Source organism: Eubacteriaceae bacterium ES3 (assembly GCA_030586155.1).
Taxonomy (GTDB): domain Bacteria; phylum Bacillota; class Clostridia; order Eubacteriales; family Eubacteriaceae; genus Acetobacterium.
Window position 1 is genome coordinate 2,446,737 of sequence record CP130741.1, and the last position, 16,557, is coordinate 2,463,293.

A 16,557-nucleotide genomic window follows, 5' to 3' on the forward strand; every position below is an offset into this window, starting at 1 on the left:
TACTTTGTTCCGATATCTAAAATGTCGAGATTAAAATATTTTTAACGTCCCTTTTAAAAAAATCTTATCAATCTTTGATAATAATGACATTAATTTCCCCATTTTCATCACCTTTTATTTTTTTAATTATGTTTCGAATTTTTTCTGCTGTAAAAAATTTCTTTGCCCGTTATTATCAGATAAGTGAAACTCTCCAATTTCATTATCTTTGCCAGTCCAAAATATATAATTATCCCTGCAGAAACTTGTACAATTATCGTTATCAGGGGACTCAAACCCAAAAATGAAAAGACATAAATACCGGCTCCCATTATCATGGACAATAATAATGAAGGTAAAATATCTTTCAGTTGCTCTTTATAACTGTAATTTAAAAGCTTTAAATTAGGATATGCATTGATAAATGAGGCAATCAAACTCGACACTACCATCGCCCAGGCGATTGCATAAATCCCGAAAAACAGGGCTATTACTAACAGCAAGCCATCAACGACTGTTTTAATAATCTCCAGTTTCAAGAAAATGTCGCTGCGTCCCAGAGCATTAATTGCCTGCAAATTTGCCGTATGAATCGGCACTAAAGCTAGACTGGCACAGGCAATCTGCAAAAACGGAACACTAGGAAGCCACTTATCAGTTAATAAAACCTTAACCATAGGTTCAGCAATAATTGCCATCCCCACCATCATTGGGAAAACTAAAAATGAACTGGTCACAATGCTTCTTCTGGCCATCCCTTTTAGCCGCTCCCTGTTTTCCTGCTGCGAGGCCATAGCTGGAAACATCACCGACTGAATCGAACCATTAACATTCTTCACCACTAATTGCGGAAATTGTTGTCCTCTGTTAAAATACCCCAACATTTCCGGACTATACAGTTTTCCGATAACAAAAGTATATATATTGGTATAAAACGTATTAATTAAAGCTGACAGCAGTAATTTCCAACCAAAAGAAAATAAACTCTTAAGACTTTCAAATGAAAAAAGTAGTCTGGGCCGCCATTTTACTGTAAACCACAAAATTAAAGCAATTGTCACCTGATTGGACAATTGCTGAAAAACCAGCGCCCATATTCCCAAGCCCCTATATGCCATGAAAATCCCAACAACTCCAGAAATGATAATTGCCCCTAAACTACTGTAAAACAATTTCTTAAATTCCAGATTTCTGGCCACAATGGCATTTTGGATCGAATTTAAGGCCCCAATAAACAAAGTTAATGACAAGACCCTCATTAACGGTATTATCATTTCATTTTCATAAAAGTCAGCAATTACAGGTACTGTAAAAAACAATATAATATAAATCACTCCAGCAACTACCAGACTTGAATAAAATACCGTTGAAAAATCCGTCTCATCAGCATCTTTTTTTTGAATGAGAGAGGTATTAAAACCATACTGCACAAATACATTGGCCAGTGCTATAAAAACAAGTAAAATTGCCAATACGCCATATTCTTCAGGCAAAAGTAGCCGGGCCAACACAATCTGAACAATAAATTGAATACCCTGTGTTCCTCCACGCTCCATTAATTTCCAGAATAGTGATGTAATGACTTTCGATTTTATCTGTTTATCTTCCATGAATGCTTTTACCATTTCCTGTTTAAGAGTTAGTATCATTATACCCAATTATTTATAAACTAAAAGTAGTCTTCAAAAACTTAATATATAAAAAAAGAAGTTCGCCATATGGTTTATGATAGAATCAACTCATATGCAAAACTTCTTTAGGGTTTATTTTTCTACTGCGCCCAAAATCTGCAGTAGTATTTCATTTTTATTTATGAACCTGAAGCTTTTTAACTAGAAAGGGAAAATGCTCCCTTAAAAATATACTCCATCGCTTCCGTTTTGACAAAGACCGATAAATCTCCTGGTATTTTCCGCGTTTTAACTCATCATATCTTTTTGCATGAATTAATAACTCAAATTCATTTCTACTCTTTGCATTAAGTATTGTATCCTGATAAAGATAGTCTGTGTAACGATCCAACTCGTCAAGCATCTCTGCAATTTCACGATAATGCTTTGTTCGCTTCTCTAAGGTTTTCATTTCCGTTTCAGTCCATGAACCAGCAACACCGACTCGATATGCTGACATCTTTTTCCCAATATAGTAGACCTCTCCTTTTAAGGCTAAATGAATAACCAGTGGATAGTCTCCAGTCGGTGATATTTTATAAAATTCCGGCATATTTCCATCAAAACATTGTCGATAAAAAAGAGAACTTGTTGCAAATAAAGCACCTCCACCAACAATAATTTCTTCGACAGAAAATTTCCGACTTTTTCTAAGTCGCATTGAAACATCTTTTCTTTTTCCAGAAGCATAAACTATATAAGCATCATGAACACATAAACTGCATGCTGGACAAGATTCCATATAGTCATACTGTTGCTGCAGTTTTGTCGGATCAGTCCAAAAATCATCACCTTCACACATAGCAATATATTTACCTTTTGCTCTGCAGGTATTTATTTCGTCAACATCCAAGCCTTGTGAATACTTATTTTCGGTCTGATAAATTGGCTTTATTAAGTCTGGATAACGTTCTTCATATTCTTTGATGATTCTCGCTGTTGCGTCAGTAGAAGCATCATCGTGAATTAAAATCTCAAATTTAAAGTTCGTTTTTTGCATCAGAAAGCTTTCTATAGCGTCAGCTATATATTTTTCATGATTATATGTGATGCAAGCAACACTTACCATTACTTCGTTTTCCAACAATTTCTCCCTCTTATCTTTTAATTAATAATTCACTCTCAAAACTTCTAAATCCAACACTTTAGATCCATTCTTTTAAATAATATAATTTTATCCAAAATCTTATGCAATGTCAATATAGATCATTCTCAGCTTGATAGCTGCAAAAATTGAATAACTCAAAAGGGTTGTCAATTCATATTATTGACAACCCCGAAGTTTTGAAATTAACTTTATGTTTTCCTTAAATATCTGGTAATTTTAACACTCTTTATTGACTTATACAAAGCTCAATGTTCCGATATAAGAACCTGCTGCATTTCCAGAGAAGCTACAGCTTGAATCTACTGTTACACCACTAATGGTTGATGAAGAACCCATTGTTAAGCCATATCTCTGAGTTGCTACTGACTGATTATCGATAAACTGTACATTTCTGAAAGCAATATCTGTCATAACCCCAGTCGAATCATAACTGTCGATTCTTACACCATCCATCGTTGCCGGAGAACCTTGACTGCTGTTTGAAATGACACTGTCTTCAAACACGATATTCTGAACGCCAGAGCTTTGTCTTGAAGTTACCATTGATACGCCGCGCGACCTGTTGTTGGTAATGGTCATATTAGTAAATGATGCATTTGTAAGGTTTCTCGGAATATCAATTCCATAACTGTTGTTTGAAATCACGACACTGTCTGCACTTACATCATTGGCAGTATCCAGTTTTAAACCGACTTCGTTGTTGTCACTTATTTCACTGTTGCTGATTTCAACGCCCTGAACAGTTCCGTTTGTTCCCAGTAACTGAATTCCCATACCCATATTATTATTAGTCTGTACATTGATGATTGTTATTTGTGAAGCTGACTGACCGCCGTTTGGTTCGATATCAATTCCGGCCTGTGGTGCTGTTCCATTTGTGTTACTGAAAACACTGTTGCTGACAGCTACATTGCTGGCGTTTGTAATTGACATTCCCTGTCTTCGGTTATTATCACTGACTACATTATCAACCGTTACTGCGCTTACCGCCGGAGTACCACCCAGGTAAATGCCATCTCCCCAACAGTCAGTAATTGTCATATTGCTGATATCAATTCCACTGGCACCATCCAGAATGGTTACGCCCATTCCCCAGGCACCGGTTGTTCCTAAATGACCGTATCTTTCACCGACAATACTTCCACCAGCGATTGTGATATTATTCTGACCACTGATGCGGATTACTGCATTTGTCGAATTTGAGCTTGGAATGGCTTTTAATACTGCGTTTTCAGCAAGTGTTATGGTTTGTCCTGAGTTTGGTTCTAATGATGTGTTGACATCAATCATGTAGGTTCCGTCGGGAATATAAACGGCTGAGTTGGCATTAAGTGCCGCCTGGATTGCCGATGTGTCATTCGTTACGCCATCACCTTTAGCCCCAAAATCCAATACACTGACGCCACTTCCTGTATCAACTGGTTCACTCTGTTCCGGCACTGTCTCTTCCGGTGTTGTTTCATCCACTACTGGTTCTTCCACTACTATTTCTTCCGGTGTTGTTTCATCCACTACCGGTTCTTCGACTACTACTTCTTCCGGTGTTGTTTCATCCACTACCGGTTCTTCGACTACTGCTTCTTCCGGTGTTGTTTCATCCACTGCTGGTTCTTCTACAGCTGATTCCTCAGGTGTTGTAGTTTCTTCTGGGGAAGCTGTTTCTTCTTCCTCTACCGGATTCCAAATTTCATGCCATTTCGTAGGATTCCAGATCTTACTCCAATCCCATCTATCCCATCTTGACTTCGCCTGTACTGGCGAAGCACTAAATAACATCACTGCAACCAATAAAAGTGCCGATAGCTTTTTCATTTTTTACTCCTTTTCGGTAGCCGGCTGCCATTTTACAGGCCCATGGCTTTGCGTCCCGGTCTTTCGCCCGGTTTGCCATTATCGTGGAATAATCACACACGACATATTAAAAAATTCACAATAAAAAACTTCCTTTCGGTGACTGGCTGCCATTTTACAGGCCCTCTAGTTTTGCGTCCCAACCTTTCGACTGGTTTGCTATTATCGTTGAAAGTTTACTTCTTGACGTAACTATATCATCTGACAATCGCGGCGTCAACATTTTTATCTATTTTTGTTCTTTTTCTTTTTTTAAACCAATATATGTTGTTTATATCTCTACTATGTTTATAATTTGTGGTTTTTAAACCTTTTCAATGCATTCAATTGCCGACTATTCTCCCCCTGTTGAGCTTCAAATCATTGTTCCCGATATCGCTGTTTATTAACCGCGGATTTAAAATCCCAGTCTTTAAATAGCTCGCTCCAGTCACATTCATAACAAGGTGAATTAAGACATTTTTTCATCTCATCTATATGTTCCTCCCGACAAATCTGCGTTGATCCATATCGTCTCAAATTCTCAGTGGGCCACATACCTAAATCCATTATCCTAAAATTCAGTTCTTTTAATCTAAGTGCCAGTGCAGTCATGGCTATTTTCGAACCGCAATCCTTGCGGGTAAACATTGATTCATTGTAAAAACAAGCCCCAACTATAACGCCAAACAAACCTCCAATCAGCTGGTCATCCTGCCACACTTCAACAGAGTGGGCCTTACCCATCTCGAATAGCTTAACGGCAGCTTCTTTTCTTTTATTTGTTATCCATGTTGGCCCTTTTCTGTTTTCAGAGCAGGCATTGACAACTTCAAAATAGGCTCTATCTGCAGTGATTCGAAAATTATCGTTCTTAATAAATTTACAAACCGTTCTTCTGATGTGTAAATCCTCAAGAAATAAAACACAATAGGTATCCGTCGTCCACCATAACAGCGGCTGACCTTCGTAGGACAAAGGATAAATCCCGTTTTTATATGCTAAAATGATTCGTTCCGGGGAGAAATCACCACCAAATGCTAACAATTTACCATTTGGGCCCATTTTAAATTTCTCATTTGCCGCTTCATGGGGCGGAAAATACAGCTCTTCTGTTAATTGATATACTTTTTTTCGATATCTTAGATGCCGAGAATAAAATGTATTCAAATTTCCTTTGAAATATTTTTTATCAATCTTAGAAATTTCTGAAATTAATTTTCCCATTTTTATCCCCCCAGCTTAAAATTTATACAATCTGACTCACTTTATCGCAGTTAACCAAATTCATATCTATTATTAAATACCCCATTATTTCCTTACTATAGCATTTATCAATAATAAAATTATATTTAGACGCATTCTTTGCGAGCCTTTCAGAGCGTTTATATCTTCATTCTAATTTTAAACAACAAAAGGGGTGCCAATTCATTCGATTGACAGCCCTTTTTTTTTAGCTATTAATTTTGTTTACTCCTTTAATATGAGGAGATACTGACACGCTTTATTGACTTATACAAAACTCAATGCTCCAATATAAGATCCTGCTGCGTTACCTGCAAAACTGCAGCTTGAATCAACTGTTACACCGCTAATGGTTGATGAAGAACCCATTGTTAAACCATACCTCTGAGTTGCTACTGACTGATTATCGACAAATTTTACATTTTTAAAGGCTATATTAGACATAACACCAGTCGAATCATAACTGTCAATTCTTACACCATCCATCGTTGCCGGAGAACCTTGACTGCTGTTTGAAATAACACTGTCTCTAAATACAATGTTTTGAACGCCAGAGCTTTGTCTTGAAGTTACCATTGATACGCCGCGTGACCTGTTGTTGGTGATGGTCATATTAGAAAATGATGCATTTATCAGATTTCTCGGAATATCAATTCCATAACTGTTGTTTGAAATCTCGACATAATCAGCACTTACATCACTGGCAGTATCCAGTTTTAAACCGACTTCGTTGTTGTCACTTAACCTACTATTGATAATGTCGACTCCCTGAACACTTCCGTTTGTTCCCAGTAGCTGAATTCCCATACCTTTATTGTTATAAGACTGTACATTGATGATTGTTATTTGTGAAGCTGACTGACCGCCGTTTGGTTCGATATCAATTCCAGCCTGTGGTGCTGTTCCATTGGTGTTACTGAAAACACTGTTGCTGACAGTTACATTACTGGCGTTTGTAATTGACATTCCCTGTCTCCGGTTATTATCACTGACTACATTATCAACCGTTACTGCGCTTACCGCCGGAGTACCACCCAGGTAAATGCCATCTCCCCAACAGTCAGTAATTGTCATATTGCTGATATCAATTCCACTGGCACCATCCAGAATGGTTACGCCCATTCCCCAGGCACCGGTTGTTCCAAAGTGACCGTATCTTTCACCGACAATACTTCCACCTGTGATTGTAATATTATTCTGACCACTGATGCGGATTACTGCATTTGTCGAATTTGAGCTTGGAATGGCTTTTAATACTGCATTTTCAGCAAGCGTAATGGTTTGTCCTGATTGAGGTTTTAACGAGGTGTTGACATCAATCATGTAGGTTCCGTCGGGTATGTAAACGGCTGAGTTGGCATTAAGTGCCGCCTGGATTGCTGATGTGTCATTCGCTACGCCATCACCTTTAGCTCCAAAATCCAATACACTGACGCCGCTTCCTGTATCAACTGGTTCACTCTGTTCTGGTACTGTCTCTTCCGGTATTGTTTCTTCTTGTGTCTGGTCAGTTGACACATTTGTCGAACCGCTATTTCCTAAATTATCACTAGCTGCAGCTTTTTCTTCAATTACAACTTCAATCGCTTCCAGACGCAAGCCTTTTCCTTCTGATCCAGCCATGGCACCATCATATACCCAGCCTTGCTCCCAACCTTCATTCTGGATGTGAGTACGATATTTTACTGAGTAATTCTGAGCTTCTTGTCCAGTCAAACGGATTTCAATACCTTCCAGTCTTAGGCCCTGGCCTTCCGAACCTGAAAAATCTCCATTTGAAGCAAATTCTTCTTCCCAACCAATGTTCTGGATATGAGTGCGGTATTCAATTCCCAGATCTCCGGGAACATCACCTGTCAGTTTAATTTCAATGCCTTCCAATCGCAGGCCTTTTCCTTCTGAACCGGAAAGATCGCCATCATTGACAAAGCCCTGAGCCCATCCTTCGTTCTGAATATGAGTTCGATAAGATACCCCAAAATCGGTTACTTGAGCTGCTGCCACTTTCTCCATCGGCATTGAAAGATTTAGAAAACTGATCATCAAAAATAAAAGACTTAAAAATCCTGCATTAACTTTACTATATTGTTTTAACATCCTTATCCTTTCGGTAGCCGGCTGCCATCTTACAGGCCCTTGGCTTTGCGTCCCGGTCTTTCGCCCGGTTTGCTATTATCGTGGAATAATTTACTCACGATGACTTAAATTTACTATGAAAACTTTTTAAAATTACAAACTGCCATCTTTCAGGCCCTATACCAATCTTTCAACTAATTTACTTTTTAAGGGCTGTCAATTCGAATGATTGACAACCCTTAAGTTTAAAATTAAATGTATGTATCCTCTGTTATCAGGAAATGTTAACACTCTTTATTGACTTATACAAAGCTCAATGTTCCGATATAAGAACCTGCTGCATTTCCAGAGAAGCTACAGCTTGAATCTACTGTTACACCACTAATGGTTGATGAAGACCCCATTGTTAAGCCATATCTCTGAGTTGCTACTGACTGATTATCGATAAACTGTACATTTCTGAAAGCAATATCTGTCATAACGCCAGTCGAATCATAACTGTCAATTCTTACACCATCCATCGTTGCCGGAGAACCTTGACTGCTGTTTGAAATGACACTGTCTTCAAACACGATATTCTGAACGCCAGAGCTTTGTCTTGAAGTTACCATTGATACGCCGCGTGACCTGTTGTTGGTAATGGTCATATTAGTAAATGATGCATTTGTAAGGTTTCTCGGAATATCAATTCCATAACTGTTGTTTGAAATCACGACACTGTCTGCACTTACATCACTGGCAGTATCCAGTTTTAAACCGACTTCGTTGTTGTCACTTATTTCACTGTTGCTGATTTCAACACCCTGAACAGTTCCGTTTGTTCCCAGTAACTGAATTCCCATACCCATATTATTATTAGTCTGTACATTGTTGATTGTTATTTCTGAAGCTGACTGACCGCCGTTTGGTTCGATATCAATTCCGGCCTGTGGTGCTGTTCCATTTGTGTTACTGAAAACACTGTTGCTGACAGCTACATTGCTGGCGTTTGTAATTGACATTCCCTGTCTTCGGTTATTATCACTGACTACATTATCAACCGTTACTGCGCTTACCGCCGGAGTACCACCCAGGTAAATGCCATCTCCCCAACAGTCAGTAATTGTCATATTGCTGATATCAATTCCACTGGCACCATCCAGAATGGTTACGCCCATTCCCCAGGCACCGGTTGTTCCTAAATGACCGTATCTTTCACCGACAATACTTCCACCAGCGATTGTGATATTATTCTGACCACTGATGCGGATTACTGCATTTGTCGAATTTGAGCTTGGAATGGCTTTTAATACTGCGTTTTCAGCAAGTGTTATGGTTTGTCCTGAGTTTGGTTCTAATGATGTGTTGACATCAATCATGTAGGTTCCGTCGGGAATATAAACGGCTGAGTTGGCATTAAGTGCCGCCTGGATTGCCGATGTGTCATTCGTTACGCCATCACCTTTAGCCCCAAAATCCAATACACTGACGCCACTTCCTGTATCAACTGGTTCACTCTGTTCCGGCACTGTCTCTTCCGGTGTTGTTTCATCCACTACTGGTTCTTCCACTACTATTTCTTCCGGTGTTGTTACATCCACTACCGGTTCTTCGACTACCGGATCTTCCACTACCGGTTCTTCGACTACTGCTTCTTCTGTTACAGTTTCCTTGGCTGGTTTATTGGGATTCCAAGTTTTATCTTTAGGTGCTGCATAAACTGATACGCTACTGAACAACATCACTACAATCACTAAAAGTGCAGATAACTTTTTCATTTTTTTACTCCTTTTCGGTAGCCGGCTGCCATCTTACAGGCCCTTGGCTTTGCGTCCCGGTCTTTCGCCCGGTTTGCCATTATCGTGGAATAATCACACACGACATATTAAAAAATTCACAATAAAAAACTTCCTTTCGGTAACTGGCTGCCATTTTACAGGCCCTTTAGTTTTGCGTCCCAGCCTTTCGACTGGTTTGCTATTATCGTTGAAAGTTCACTTCAACATTATATTTAGTTTGCGGTCCGAGTATTAGAAAATCCTTCGCTTCCTTTCGACAACTGGCTGCCATTTTACAGGCCCTTTAGTTTTGCGTCCCAGTCTTTCGACTGGTTTGCTTTTGTCAATACTTCGAATTTTATCGTTTCCGTTCGTTCCTTGACATAACTATATCACCTGACAATACCCAAGTCAATATTTTTATCGATTTTCGTTGTTGTTTCTTATTTTACACACATTAAATTTATTTCATCTCACATATTGCTCTTTTGTTTAATCTTATGTGGATGTTCCAAATATTAATTTATTTTATCTCTATATATGTTAAGAAAACTTTAATTTCCTTTAGATAGCCCTTTTAAAAATCTGAATCTAAACCAGGTTATTTCAAATTTTTCGCGAATCAAGAATAATATTATTCTCTCAAATTTCCCGGACAAAAAATACAAAAAGATCATCTTAACTAAAATCATCCTCGTTTTCTGCTACCTGAGTGTCCAGAAACGAATAATTTTTTAGTAACCTAGATGACCCCGGAAATATGGAATTAAATGCTCAGCAATATCGGTTATAAGTTTTATTTTCTAACAACATCATTGGCAAAAAATATCAAAAATAATCTTCTATATCTGCCTTTTTTCAAAAGATCATAGATACTTTTGAGTCTTCCTCTGGTTATGTAATCCGTTTGCAAAGCCCTTTGAAATTCTTTAGTTTCAATGATGCGTTTCATTTCGTTGAATTTGTATTGAGCATTTTCATTGCTTGAAAACAGCTTTTCGATAGCAATCATGTAATATCTGATAATCATCCCATTAATTTTTTTACCATTAACTCCTTCGTCCAATTCATACTTTTTTGCAAAATACCGCAGCTGCTGATCAAGGATCTGAAAATTTCTCATAAAATCAATATTTGGTCTTCTTTTCAGAGTGGAAACTTCCAGATCGTGGTAATATTCATATAACGGCTTGGACAATACCGATATTCTTTCAACTTTATCAAGAACATCCAACGAAAATTTGAAATCCTCGAGAAGTGACATCTCATTTTCGAAGCTGATTTTATTTTCTTTTATCACTTTAGTTCTAATTACTTTGTTCCAAACCGGACTTAAATAATTATTATCATACAACGTTAAAAAATACGTTTTTAGCTCATTTTTATTAATATTATAACTTTTTTCAACAGACCTGATTACCCTTTTTTTGAGCACTTCTTTCTTATAATAGTCAAAACTCATCCCAAACATCACAATATCAATTGAATAATCTGCCAGGATTTCCATTACCTCTTTGTAAGCATTTGCGTTAAGAATATCATCCGCATCAACAAATGATATGAACTCACCAACCGCGTTTCGAATCCCGGTATTTCTTGCTTCACTTACCCTCAAATTTTTCTGGTGAATAGCCTTTACTCTTGGGTCAAGGGCAGAATACTCATCACATATTTGCGGCGATAAATCTCTTGAGCCGTCATCTACCAAGATCAATTCAAAATTTTTATATGTTTGAGCCAGAATACTGTCGATTGAAATCCGCATTCTTTTTTCCGCATTATATACTGGCATAATTATACTAATTAAAGGCTCCATAAAACCTAACCTCATTCCCAATAGAATTTCTATCTTAGTAACTCAACGTTGTATGAATCAACCAGTTCTAATACCTCATCCTCTTTTTTATGAACTGCGTAAATCCAAATGATCAGGTAAAGAAAGTTTCTATTAAAAAATATTTGATCACTGGCTAAAATAAACATTAGAATAAACCACATGACCCGATATTCATATTGGATATTCCTATAAAGAATAACACATAAATAGATGAAGATTAAAAAACCAATTACACCAAACGAGAACATCATAAATACTACAGAATTCGAATAGTTTCTACCATAGCTTATCCCATTCAAATAAAGCCATTCTGCCAGTCTGTTAAACCCAATTCCAAAAATCCATTCCTTAATCGAAAAATACTGAAAATAATCCAGAGTGCCAAACAACCTGGTATTTTGCAATAAGCTGGAAAGCCCAAGTTTATTTAAGTATTGTTCGGTAAAAACAGCCAGCTGACTGATTATACCCATAGCAATCAGTAAAACGCCTGAGGTAATGATCAGTGAGATTGAATTCTTGATTGCTATGATAACCGGAATAGCAAACAGCAGAACAAAGCCAGTCGTGCTCGTTGATAAAATTGTCCCAATCGCTAAAAATATTGATAACCAATATTCCTTTTTGATAATTGACATTGCATAGACTGGCATAATATAAATAATAAAATGTGCCGGTTCATAGAAAAAAGAATTGGGTCGTCCATTTTCCATCGATGTAAATCCATCTTCAACCTGCGTTAAAAAAGGGATTTTTCCCCAAACCGTAACATCTAAAAGATTATAGGCTAGAAATTGATAGATCAAAAACAAAGTCGCTGCTATACTAACCACTTTACAGGCTTTATATAGTTTTTCCGGTTCAATATAACCCGGACAACACAAAACAATGGCTATAATCGTAAACACAATCATCCCTGCTGTATTATTTAGGGTACTTGTTATTGACAGATATTTTGTGCCTCCAACGAAAAAATTAAGCAGTATAAAAGCTGTCATGACCAGCAACAACTGAATATTTATTTCAACAATCAAATTATCTTTTATAACTTTTATAAAAATAATCAGCATCAAAAATAAATAACCCAAATTAACGAGTGGGATAAACTGATACAGTGCCAACACTGGAACAAGAGCAATAAAAAAATATCGATAATCTTCTATATTAGTATTAATCGCAGTATTCATATCTACACCTTATTCTCAGCGAATATTTTTAAATAATACGCCTGAAGCCATTCCACGCTCGAATGAATGTCATAACCATTATTTTTTATTTCATCCTGCGCGTTTAACCTTACTGCCCTGTTTTTCAAGACTTCATCTGCCCATGTTTCTGGTTCATCCTCCAGTAAAACAAATGTAATCAACTCATCTTTCATCACGATTTCCCTGGTTATAGTATCGGATATCACACACGGCAACCCTGCAGCTTGTGCTTCTACTAGAGTCAGCGGCAACCCTTCAAACAACGAAGGAAATAAAAACACATCAACTGCCTGTAAAAGCTCTGGTACGTCTGATCTCACCCCTGTAAAAATCACCGTCTTCTCTAAACCAAGGTCATTTACTTTTTTTTCGATACTGTTTTTCAGCCCACCATCCCCAATGAGGACCAGGGTGGCGTTCTCCCACTTCAAGTTGATTACCTTAAATATGTCAATTAAAAATGTATGGTTCTTTTGCGGATCGAACCGACCAACATGACCGATCACCAATCTATCAGTCACGTTTAGCTCAGCTCTTTTTGTCTGCCGTATTTCTTCGTTGAACCTGAATTTATCAGTATCAATAGCATTTTTGAGAATATGAAAGTGACATTTATTACCGAACAGCCATTCGCCGGCATCTTTAGAACAGGCAAACAAATCATCAGCGATATATCTTAGCCGATATTGAAGGATATTTTTAGCTATTGAGGAAACACCCGAACCTGACGATGTATTATGGCTGTGAGCAATCGTGTATATACCACGCTTTCTTGCCATTGCCAAATAGATCGATGCTGTACTTCGCACATGACTATGTATTATTTTATAGCTGCTATGTTCAATAAAGAAATCCCGCCATGCTTTTTTATATTTGAAATGATTTTTACCGGTATATTGAGGGACATGATGAATTATGCCTCCTAAAGATTCAATTTCAAGATTATAATCGCATTCTTCTTCAGTGTGAATAACAAAGTCAAACTGAATCTTCGATCGGTCAATTTCGCGATAAAGATTCATTATCATTGTTTCTGCCCCACCTCTATTCAATTTACCAAAAACATGGAGTATTCTCACTGGCTCTTTCATATGTTCCCCCTTATGATTTTCCCTCTATCAACCCCATAATTGACAGCATATGTTTGTTCACTAAATTAACATCATATTTTTCCTGGCATAACTTTCTACCATTTTCTCCCATAGCCTTAGCTTTTTGTGGTTCTTCAATCATTTTTTTCATCGCCAGGCTTAAACTAATTGGATCCCTGGGTTTAACCAGGTATCCATTAACACCATTTTCCACAGCATCTCTACATCCCTGCCAGTCTGTGGTAATTACAGGACGACCCATTGCCATAGATTCAAGTATTGTTCTCGGTAAACCTTCTCCATAATATGATGGCAGTACAAAAATCCTTGCTTCTTTAAGATAGGGAACTACATCCTTAACTTCACCTGGAAATTCGATTGTACCCTCACTAATGTAGGGTTCGAGGTCTTCCTGTCTTATTGCACCGATAGATTTATCATAGCCCCCAAGTAAAATAAAACAGGCTTCTGGATAATCTATTTTTACAATTCGTGCTGCCTCTGCAAAATCAAGGACACCTTTTTCTTTAATAATTCTGGCAATCATCAAAAAGATATTTTCATTGGGTAAACTGGCTACCTGAAAACGTTGTAGATTGACACCTGAGCCATCAACACGCACCGTTTTTTCTTCTGTTGTGTATTTCAGATTAACAAATTTCATTCGATCATCGTCATTCTGAAATATAACTCGATCGCATCCTTTAAAGGCACTTTTATATAATATACCGGTGACCACTCTTAGTAATTTTGACTTCATACTATTGGATGAATACACCCTACCAAGTCCTGTTACCATCGCGTATATTTTTCTGACTCCTGCCCTTTTAGCCGCCAAACTCCCATAAATAACCGGTTTTATCGTAAAAGCAAAAACCACATCCGGTTTTTCCTTAAGAAAAACTTTTTTTAAATTCTGATAGTATTTTAGGTCTCCCCAAATACTTGTATTATCTTTCACCAATGGAACTTCAATAAAATCAGCTCCTAATGCTAAAATATCATCTAAATTATCTTGATTCGGACCGGTTGCAACAACTTCATGTCCTTGTCTGATCATTTCTTTTATTAAATCACCTCTAAAATTAAATATCGCTTTGTTTTTTGGAGAAATCACCATTACTTTCATATCTACACTCCCAGTTAAAATCAGGTCAACTATTTCAAATTATGTCCTTAAGATCCCATCAACTCGTTTACTAACCTATTTTTTCTTTGACAAAAATATATTATTGGTAATATGCTGTAAAAATTCGCGTTCGTCCAATCACTTTTTACGTTTTGAGGCAATTCGTTCAACAATATTAGCCACTTTTTCTTTAATCATTACCGAATTTTCATCAAAAAAAGGGCCCTCTTTATCTCCCAGTGCTTTTTCATAATCTCGTATCTCTGAAACGCCTGATTGAAACAAATCTTTTATTTGACTACGATCATTAATTTTATTTAAATTACAAAAACTTCTCGACAAAATAGCCATTTCTGAACCCAATCTATAATGCTCAGCAATAATCAATTCCGCCGGCAACTCCCCTTCGCCCAATCGAGCAATGCCGCCAAAGCCATAAGCTATCTTCTTATCTCGAAATTTTTCACATAAGCGTTCAACTGTTCCATTTGACAATAATTCAAACATAAAGTCCATTCCGTAACCCAGATGTAAATCATTTAATCCAATATGAATGAAATCAATTCCTTCAATGGATAATATACCCTCCAGGCATTCGACTGCTTCCGGAGTCTCCAAAAGCAGACACGTTTTTGCTCGACCAGCTACGATATCAATAAAAGTCTCTACCTCTCCGGCTGTTTTAAAAAAAGGCAGCATCACAATATCCGCACCATCATTTATGACCTTGTTAATTTCTTCCTCTGATTCTTCATAAATAGGATTGATGCGTACCAGAAGCTTTGACTGGGTTAAAGCCCTCCGAACTTTTTCGACATCATCAATTGAGTGTCTCGAAATTACCGTATCCAAATGACCTTGACGTTCTTCTTTGCCGTTAATTTCCAAATCAATAAACACCCAATCCACGCCAGCAACTTCTGCCACCTTTGCAACCTCTGGATCATTAGTAATATACATCAATTTCAAATTCATTATTTTATACCTTCTCACTCATTTGTTTTATTTGACTTTTTATCTACCGTCTCATGTGTGTTTACATTGTCTTTCATTCTTATGACTTTTGAAATAGTTTTAAAAAATATCAGAAGATCAAAGGTTAATGACATTTTCTCTACATATTCAACACTGAGTTCAATCCGTCTATTCCATTCAACATCTTTTCTACCATTTACCTGTGCCCAACCTGTTACCCCAGGACGAACATCAAACATTCTTTTCTGTTCATCACTATATTCTTCAAAAGGCCAGGGATGATAGGTCAAGGGCGGTCTCGGTCCAATTAAAGACATATCACCTTTTAAAATATTCATAAACTGCGGAAATTCATCAATACTCGTTTTGCGGATAATACGACCAACTTTAGTGACTCTTTTATCGCCTTTTTTTTCATACACGCCGCCTTTTTCAGCGCCCACACACATTGAGCGAAATTTATAAATCTCAAAGACTTTTCCATTTTTTCCCAAACGCTGCTGCTTAAAAATGATTGGTCCCTCTGAGTCAATCCTTATTGCCAGCATGGCAATTAATAAAACCGGACTAAGTAATATTAAACCAAACAGTGCAATCACTATATCACCCATTCGTTTTACAACAGGATACATATTTCCACCTCCATCACGTC

General features: G+C 37.4%; 12 protein-coding genes and 6 riboswitches. All 12 genes read right to left on the reverse strand.

Translation table 11 applies throughout. From position 1 onward, the window contains the following. Positions 1-122 precede the first annotated feature (122 nt). Entirely contained in the window at positions 123-1,604 is a 1,482-nt protein-coding gene (locus tag Q5O24_11240) for a lipopolysaccharide biosynthesis protein (GenBank protein WKY46928.1), read from the reverse strand. A 181-nt stretch (positions 1,605-1,785) separates the two neighbouring features. Further along, positions 1,786-2,733, reverse strand: coding sequence for a glycosyltransferase (locus Q5O24_11245; protein WKY46929.1), 948 nt, complete (start codon positions 2,731-2,733; stop codon positions 1,786-1,788). A gap of 258 nt (positions 2,734-2,991) precedes the next feature. Next, the gene (locus tag Q5O24_11250) at positions 2,992-4,569 is read right to left on the reverse strand and encodes a right-handed parallel beta-helix repeat-containing protein (GenBank protein ID WKY46930.1); all 1,578 of its coding nucleotides are present in this window, start codon (positions 4,567-4,569) and stop codon (positions 2,992-2,994) included. 12 nt (positions 4,570-4,581) lie between these two features. Continuing rightward, a riboswitch (cyclic di-GMP riboswitch) is annotated at positions 4,582-4,656 on the reverse strand. Positions 4,657-4,703: 47 nt separating this feature from the next. Further along, a riboswitch (cyclic di-GMP riboswitch) is annotated at positions 4,704-4,779 on the reverse strand. 189 nt (positions 4,780-4,968) lie between these two features. Beyond that, the gene (locus Q5O24_11255; GenBank protein ID WKY46931.1) at positions 4,969-5,814 is read right to left on the reverse strand and encodes a leucyl/phenylalanyl-tRNA--protein transferase; all 846 of its coding nucleotides are present in this window, start codon (positions 5,812-5,814) and stop codon (positions 4,969-4,971) included. 285 nt (positions 5,815-6,099) lie between these two features. Beyond that, positions 6,100-7,929, reverse strand: coding sequence for a right-handed parallel beta-helix repeat-containing protein (locus tag Q5O24_11260; protein ID WKY46932.1), 1,830 nt, complete (start codon positions 7,927-7,929; stop codon positions 6,100-6,102). Positions 7,930-7,938: 9 nt separating this feature from the next. Beyond that, positions 7,939-8,013, reverse strand: a riboswitch (cyclic di-GMP riboswitch). Positions 8,014-8,210: 197 nt separating this feature from the next. Further along, positions 8,211-9,665 carry a right-handed parallel beta-helix repeat-containing protein gene (locus tag Q5O24_11265; GenBank protein WKY46933.1) on the reverse strand — a complete coding sequence of 485 codons (1,455 nt, stop codon included), beginning with the start codon at positions 9,663-9,665 and terminating at the stop codon, positions 8,211-8,213. Between the two features lie 13 nt (positions 9,666-9,678). Further along, positions 9,679-9,753, reverse strand: a riboswitch (cyclic di-GMP riboswitch). Positions 9,754-9,800: 47 nt separating this feature from the next. Beyond that, a riboswitch (cyclic di-GMP riboswitch) is annotated at positions 9,801-9,876 on the reverse strand. Positions 9,877-9,938: 62 nt separating this feature from the next. Beyond that, positions 9,939-10,014, reverse strand: a riboswitch (cyclic di-GMP riboswitch). 447 nt (positions 10,015-10,461) lie between these two features. Continuing rightward, positions 10,462-11,481, reverse strand: a complete 1,020-nt coding sequence (locus Q5O24_11270) for a glycosyltransferase (GenBank protein ID WKY46934.1) — start codon at positions 11,479-11,481, stop codon at positions 10,462-10,464. 29 nt (positions 11,482-11,510) lie between these two features. Then, the gene (locus Q5O24_11275; protein WKY46935.1) at positions 11,511-12,689 is read right to left on the reverse strand and encodes a hypothetical protein; all 1,179 of its coding nucleotides are present in this window, start codon (positions 12,687-12,689) and stop codon (positions 11,511-11,513) included. A gap of 2 nt (positions 12,690-12,691) precedes the next feature. Further along, on the reverse strand, positions 12,692-13,801 hold the full coding sequence (locus Q5O24_11280; GenBank protein ID WKY46936.1) for a glycosyltransferase family 1 protein: 1,110 nt from the start codon (positions 13,799-13,801) through the stop codon (positions 12,692-12,694). A 10-nt stretch (positions 13,802-13,811) separates the two neighbouring features. After that, positions 13,812-14,930 (reverse strand): glycosyltransferase family 4 protein, encoded by a 1,119-nt coding sequence (locus Q5O24_11285; protein WKY46937.1) that lies wholly within the window; start codon positions 14,928-14,930, stop codon positions 13,812-13,814. Positions 14,931-15,068: 138 nt separating this feature from the next. After that, positions 15,069-15,905, reverse strand: coding sequence for an aldolase/citrate lyase family protein (locus Q5O24_11290; protein WKY46938.1), 837 nt, complete (start codon positions 15,903-15,905; stop codon positions 15,069-15,071). Between the two features lie 14 nt (positions 15,906-15,919). Then, positions 15,920-16,537 carry a sugar transferase gene (locus Q5O24_11295; protein WKY46939.1) on the reverse strand — a complete coding sequence of 206 codons (618 nt, stop codon included), beginning with the start codon at positions 16,535-16,537 and terminating at the stop codon, positions 15,920-15,922. Between the last annotated feature and the right edge of the window lie 20 nt (positions 16,538-16,557).

Excerpts from the sequence above, each read along its gene's own strand:
- Q5O24_11270 (WKY46934.1), bottom strand. The coding sequence starts at position 11,481 with ATGGAGCCTTTAATTAGTATAATTATGCCAGTATATAATGCGGAAAAA.
- Q5O24_11260 (WKY46932.1), bottom strand. The coding sequence starts at position 7,929 with ATGTTAAAACAATATAGTAAAGTTAATGCAGGATTTTTAAGTCTTTTA.
- Q5O24_11275 (WKY46935.1), bottom strand. The coding sequence starts at position 12,689 with ATGAATACTGCGATTAATACTAATATAGAAGATTATCGATATTTTTTT.
- Q5O24_11240 (WKY46928.1), bottom strand. The coding sequence starts at position 1,604 with ATGGTAAAAGCATTCATGGAAGATAAACAGATAAAATCGAAAGTCATT.
- Q5O24_11280 (WKY46936.1), bottom strand. The coding sequence starts at position 13,801 with ATGAAAGAGCCAGTGAGAATACTCCATGTTTTTGGTAAATTGAATAGA.
- Q5O24_11290 (WKY46938.1), bottom strand. The coding sequence starts at position 15,905 with ATGAATTTGAAATTGATGTATATTACTAATGATCCAGAGGTTGCAAAG.
- Q5O24_11285 (WKY46937.1), bottom strand. The coding sequence starts at position 14,930 with ATGAAAGTAATGGTGATTTCTCCAAAAAACAAAGCGATATTTAATTTT.
- Q5O24_11255 (WKY46931.1), bottom strand. The coding sequence starts at position 5,814 with ATGGGAAAATTAATTTCAGAAATTTCTAAGATTGATAAAAAATATTTC.
- Q5O24_11295 (WKY46939.1), bottom strand. The coding sequence starts at position 16,537 with ATGTATCCTGTTGTAAAACGAATGGGTGATATAGTGATTGCACTGTTT.
- Q5O24_11265 (WKY46933.1), bottom strand. The coding sequence starts at position 9,665 with ATGAAAAAGTTATCTGCACTTTTAGTGATTGTAGTGATGTTGTTCAGT.
- Q5O24_11250 (WKY46930.1), bottom strand. The coding sequence starts at position 4,569 with ATGAAAAAGCTATCGGCACTTTTATTGGTTGCAGTGATGTTATTTAGT.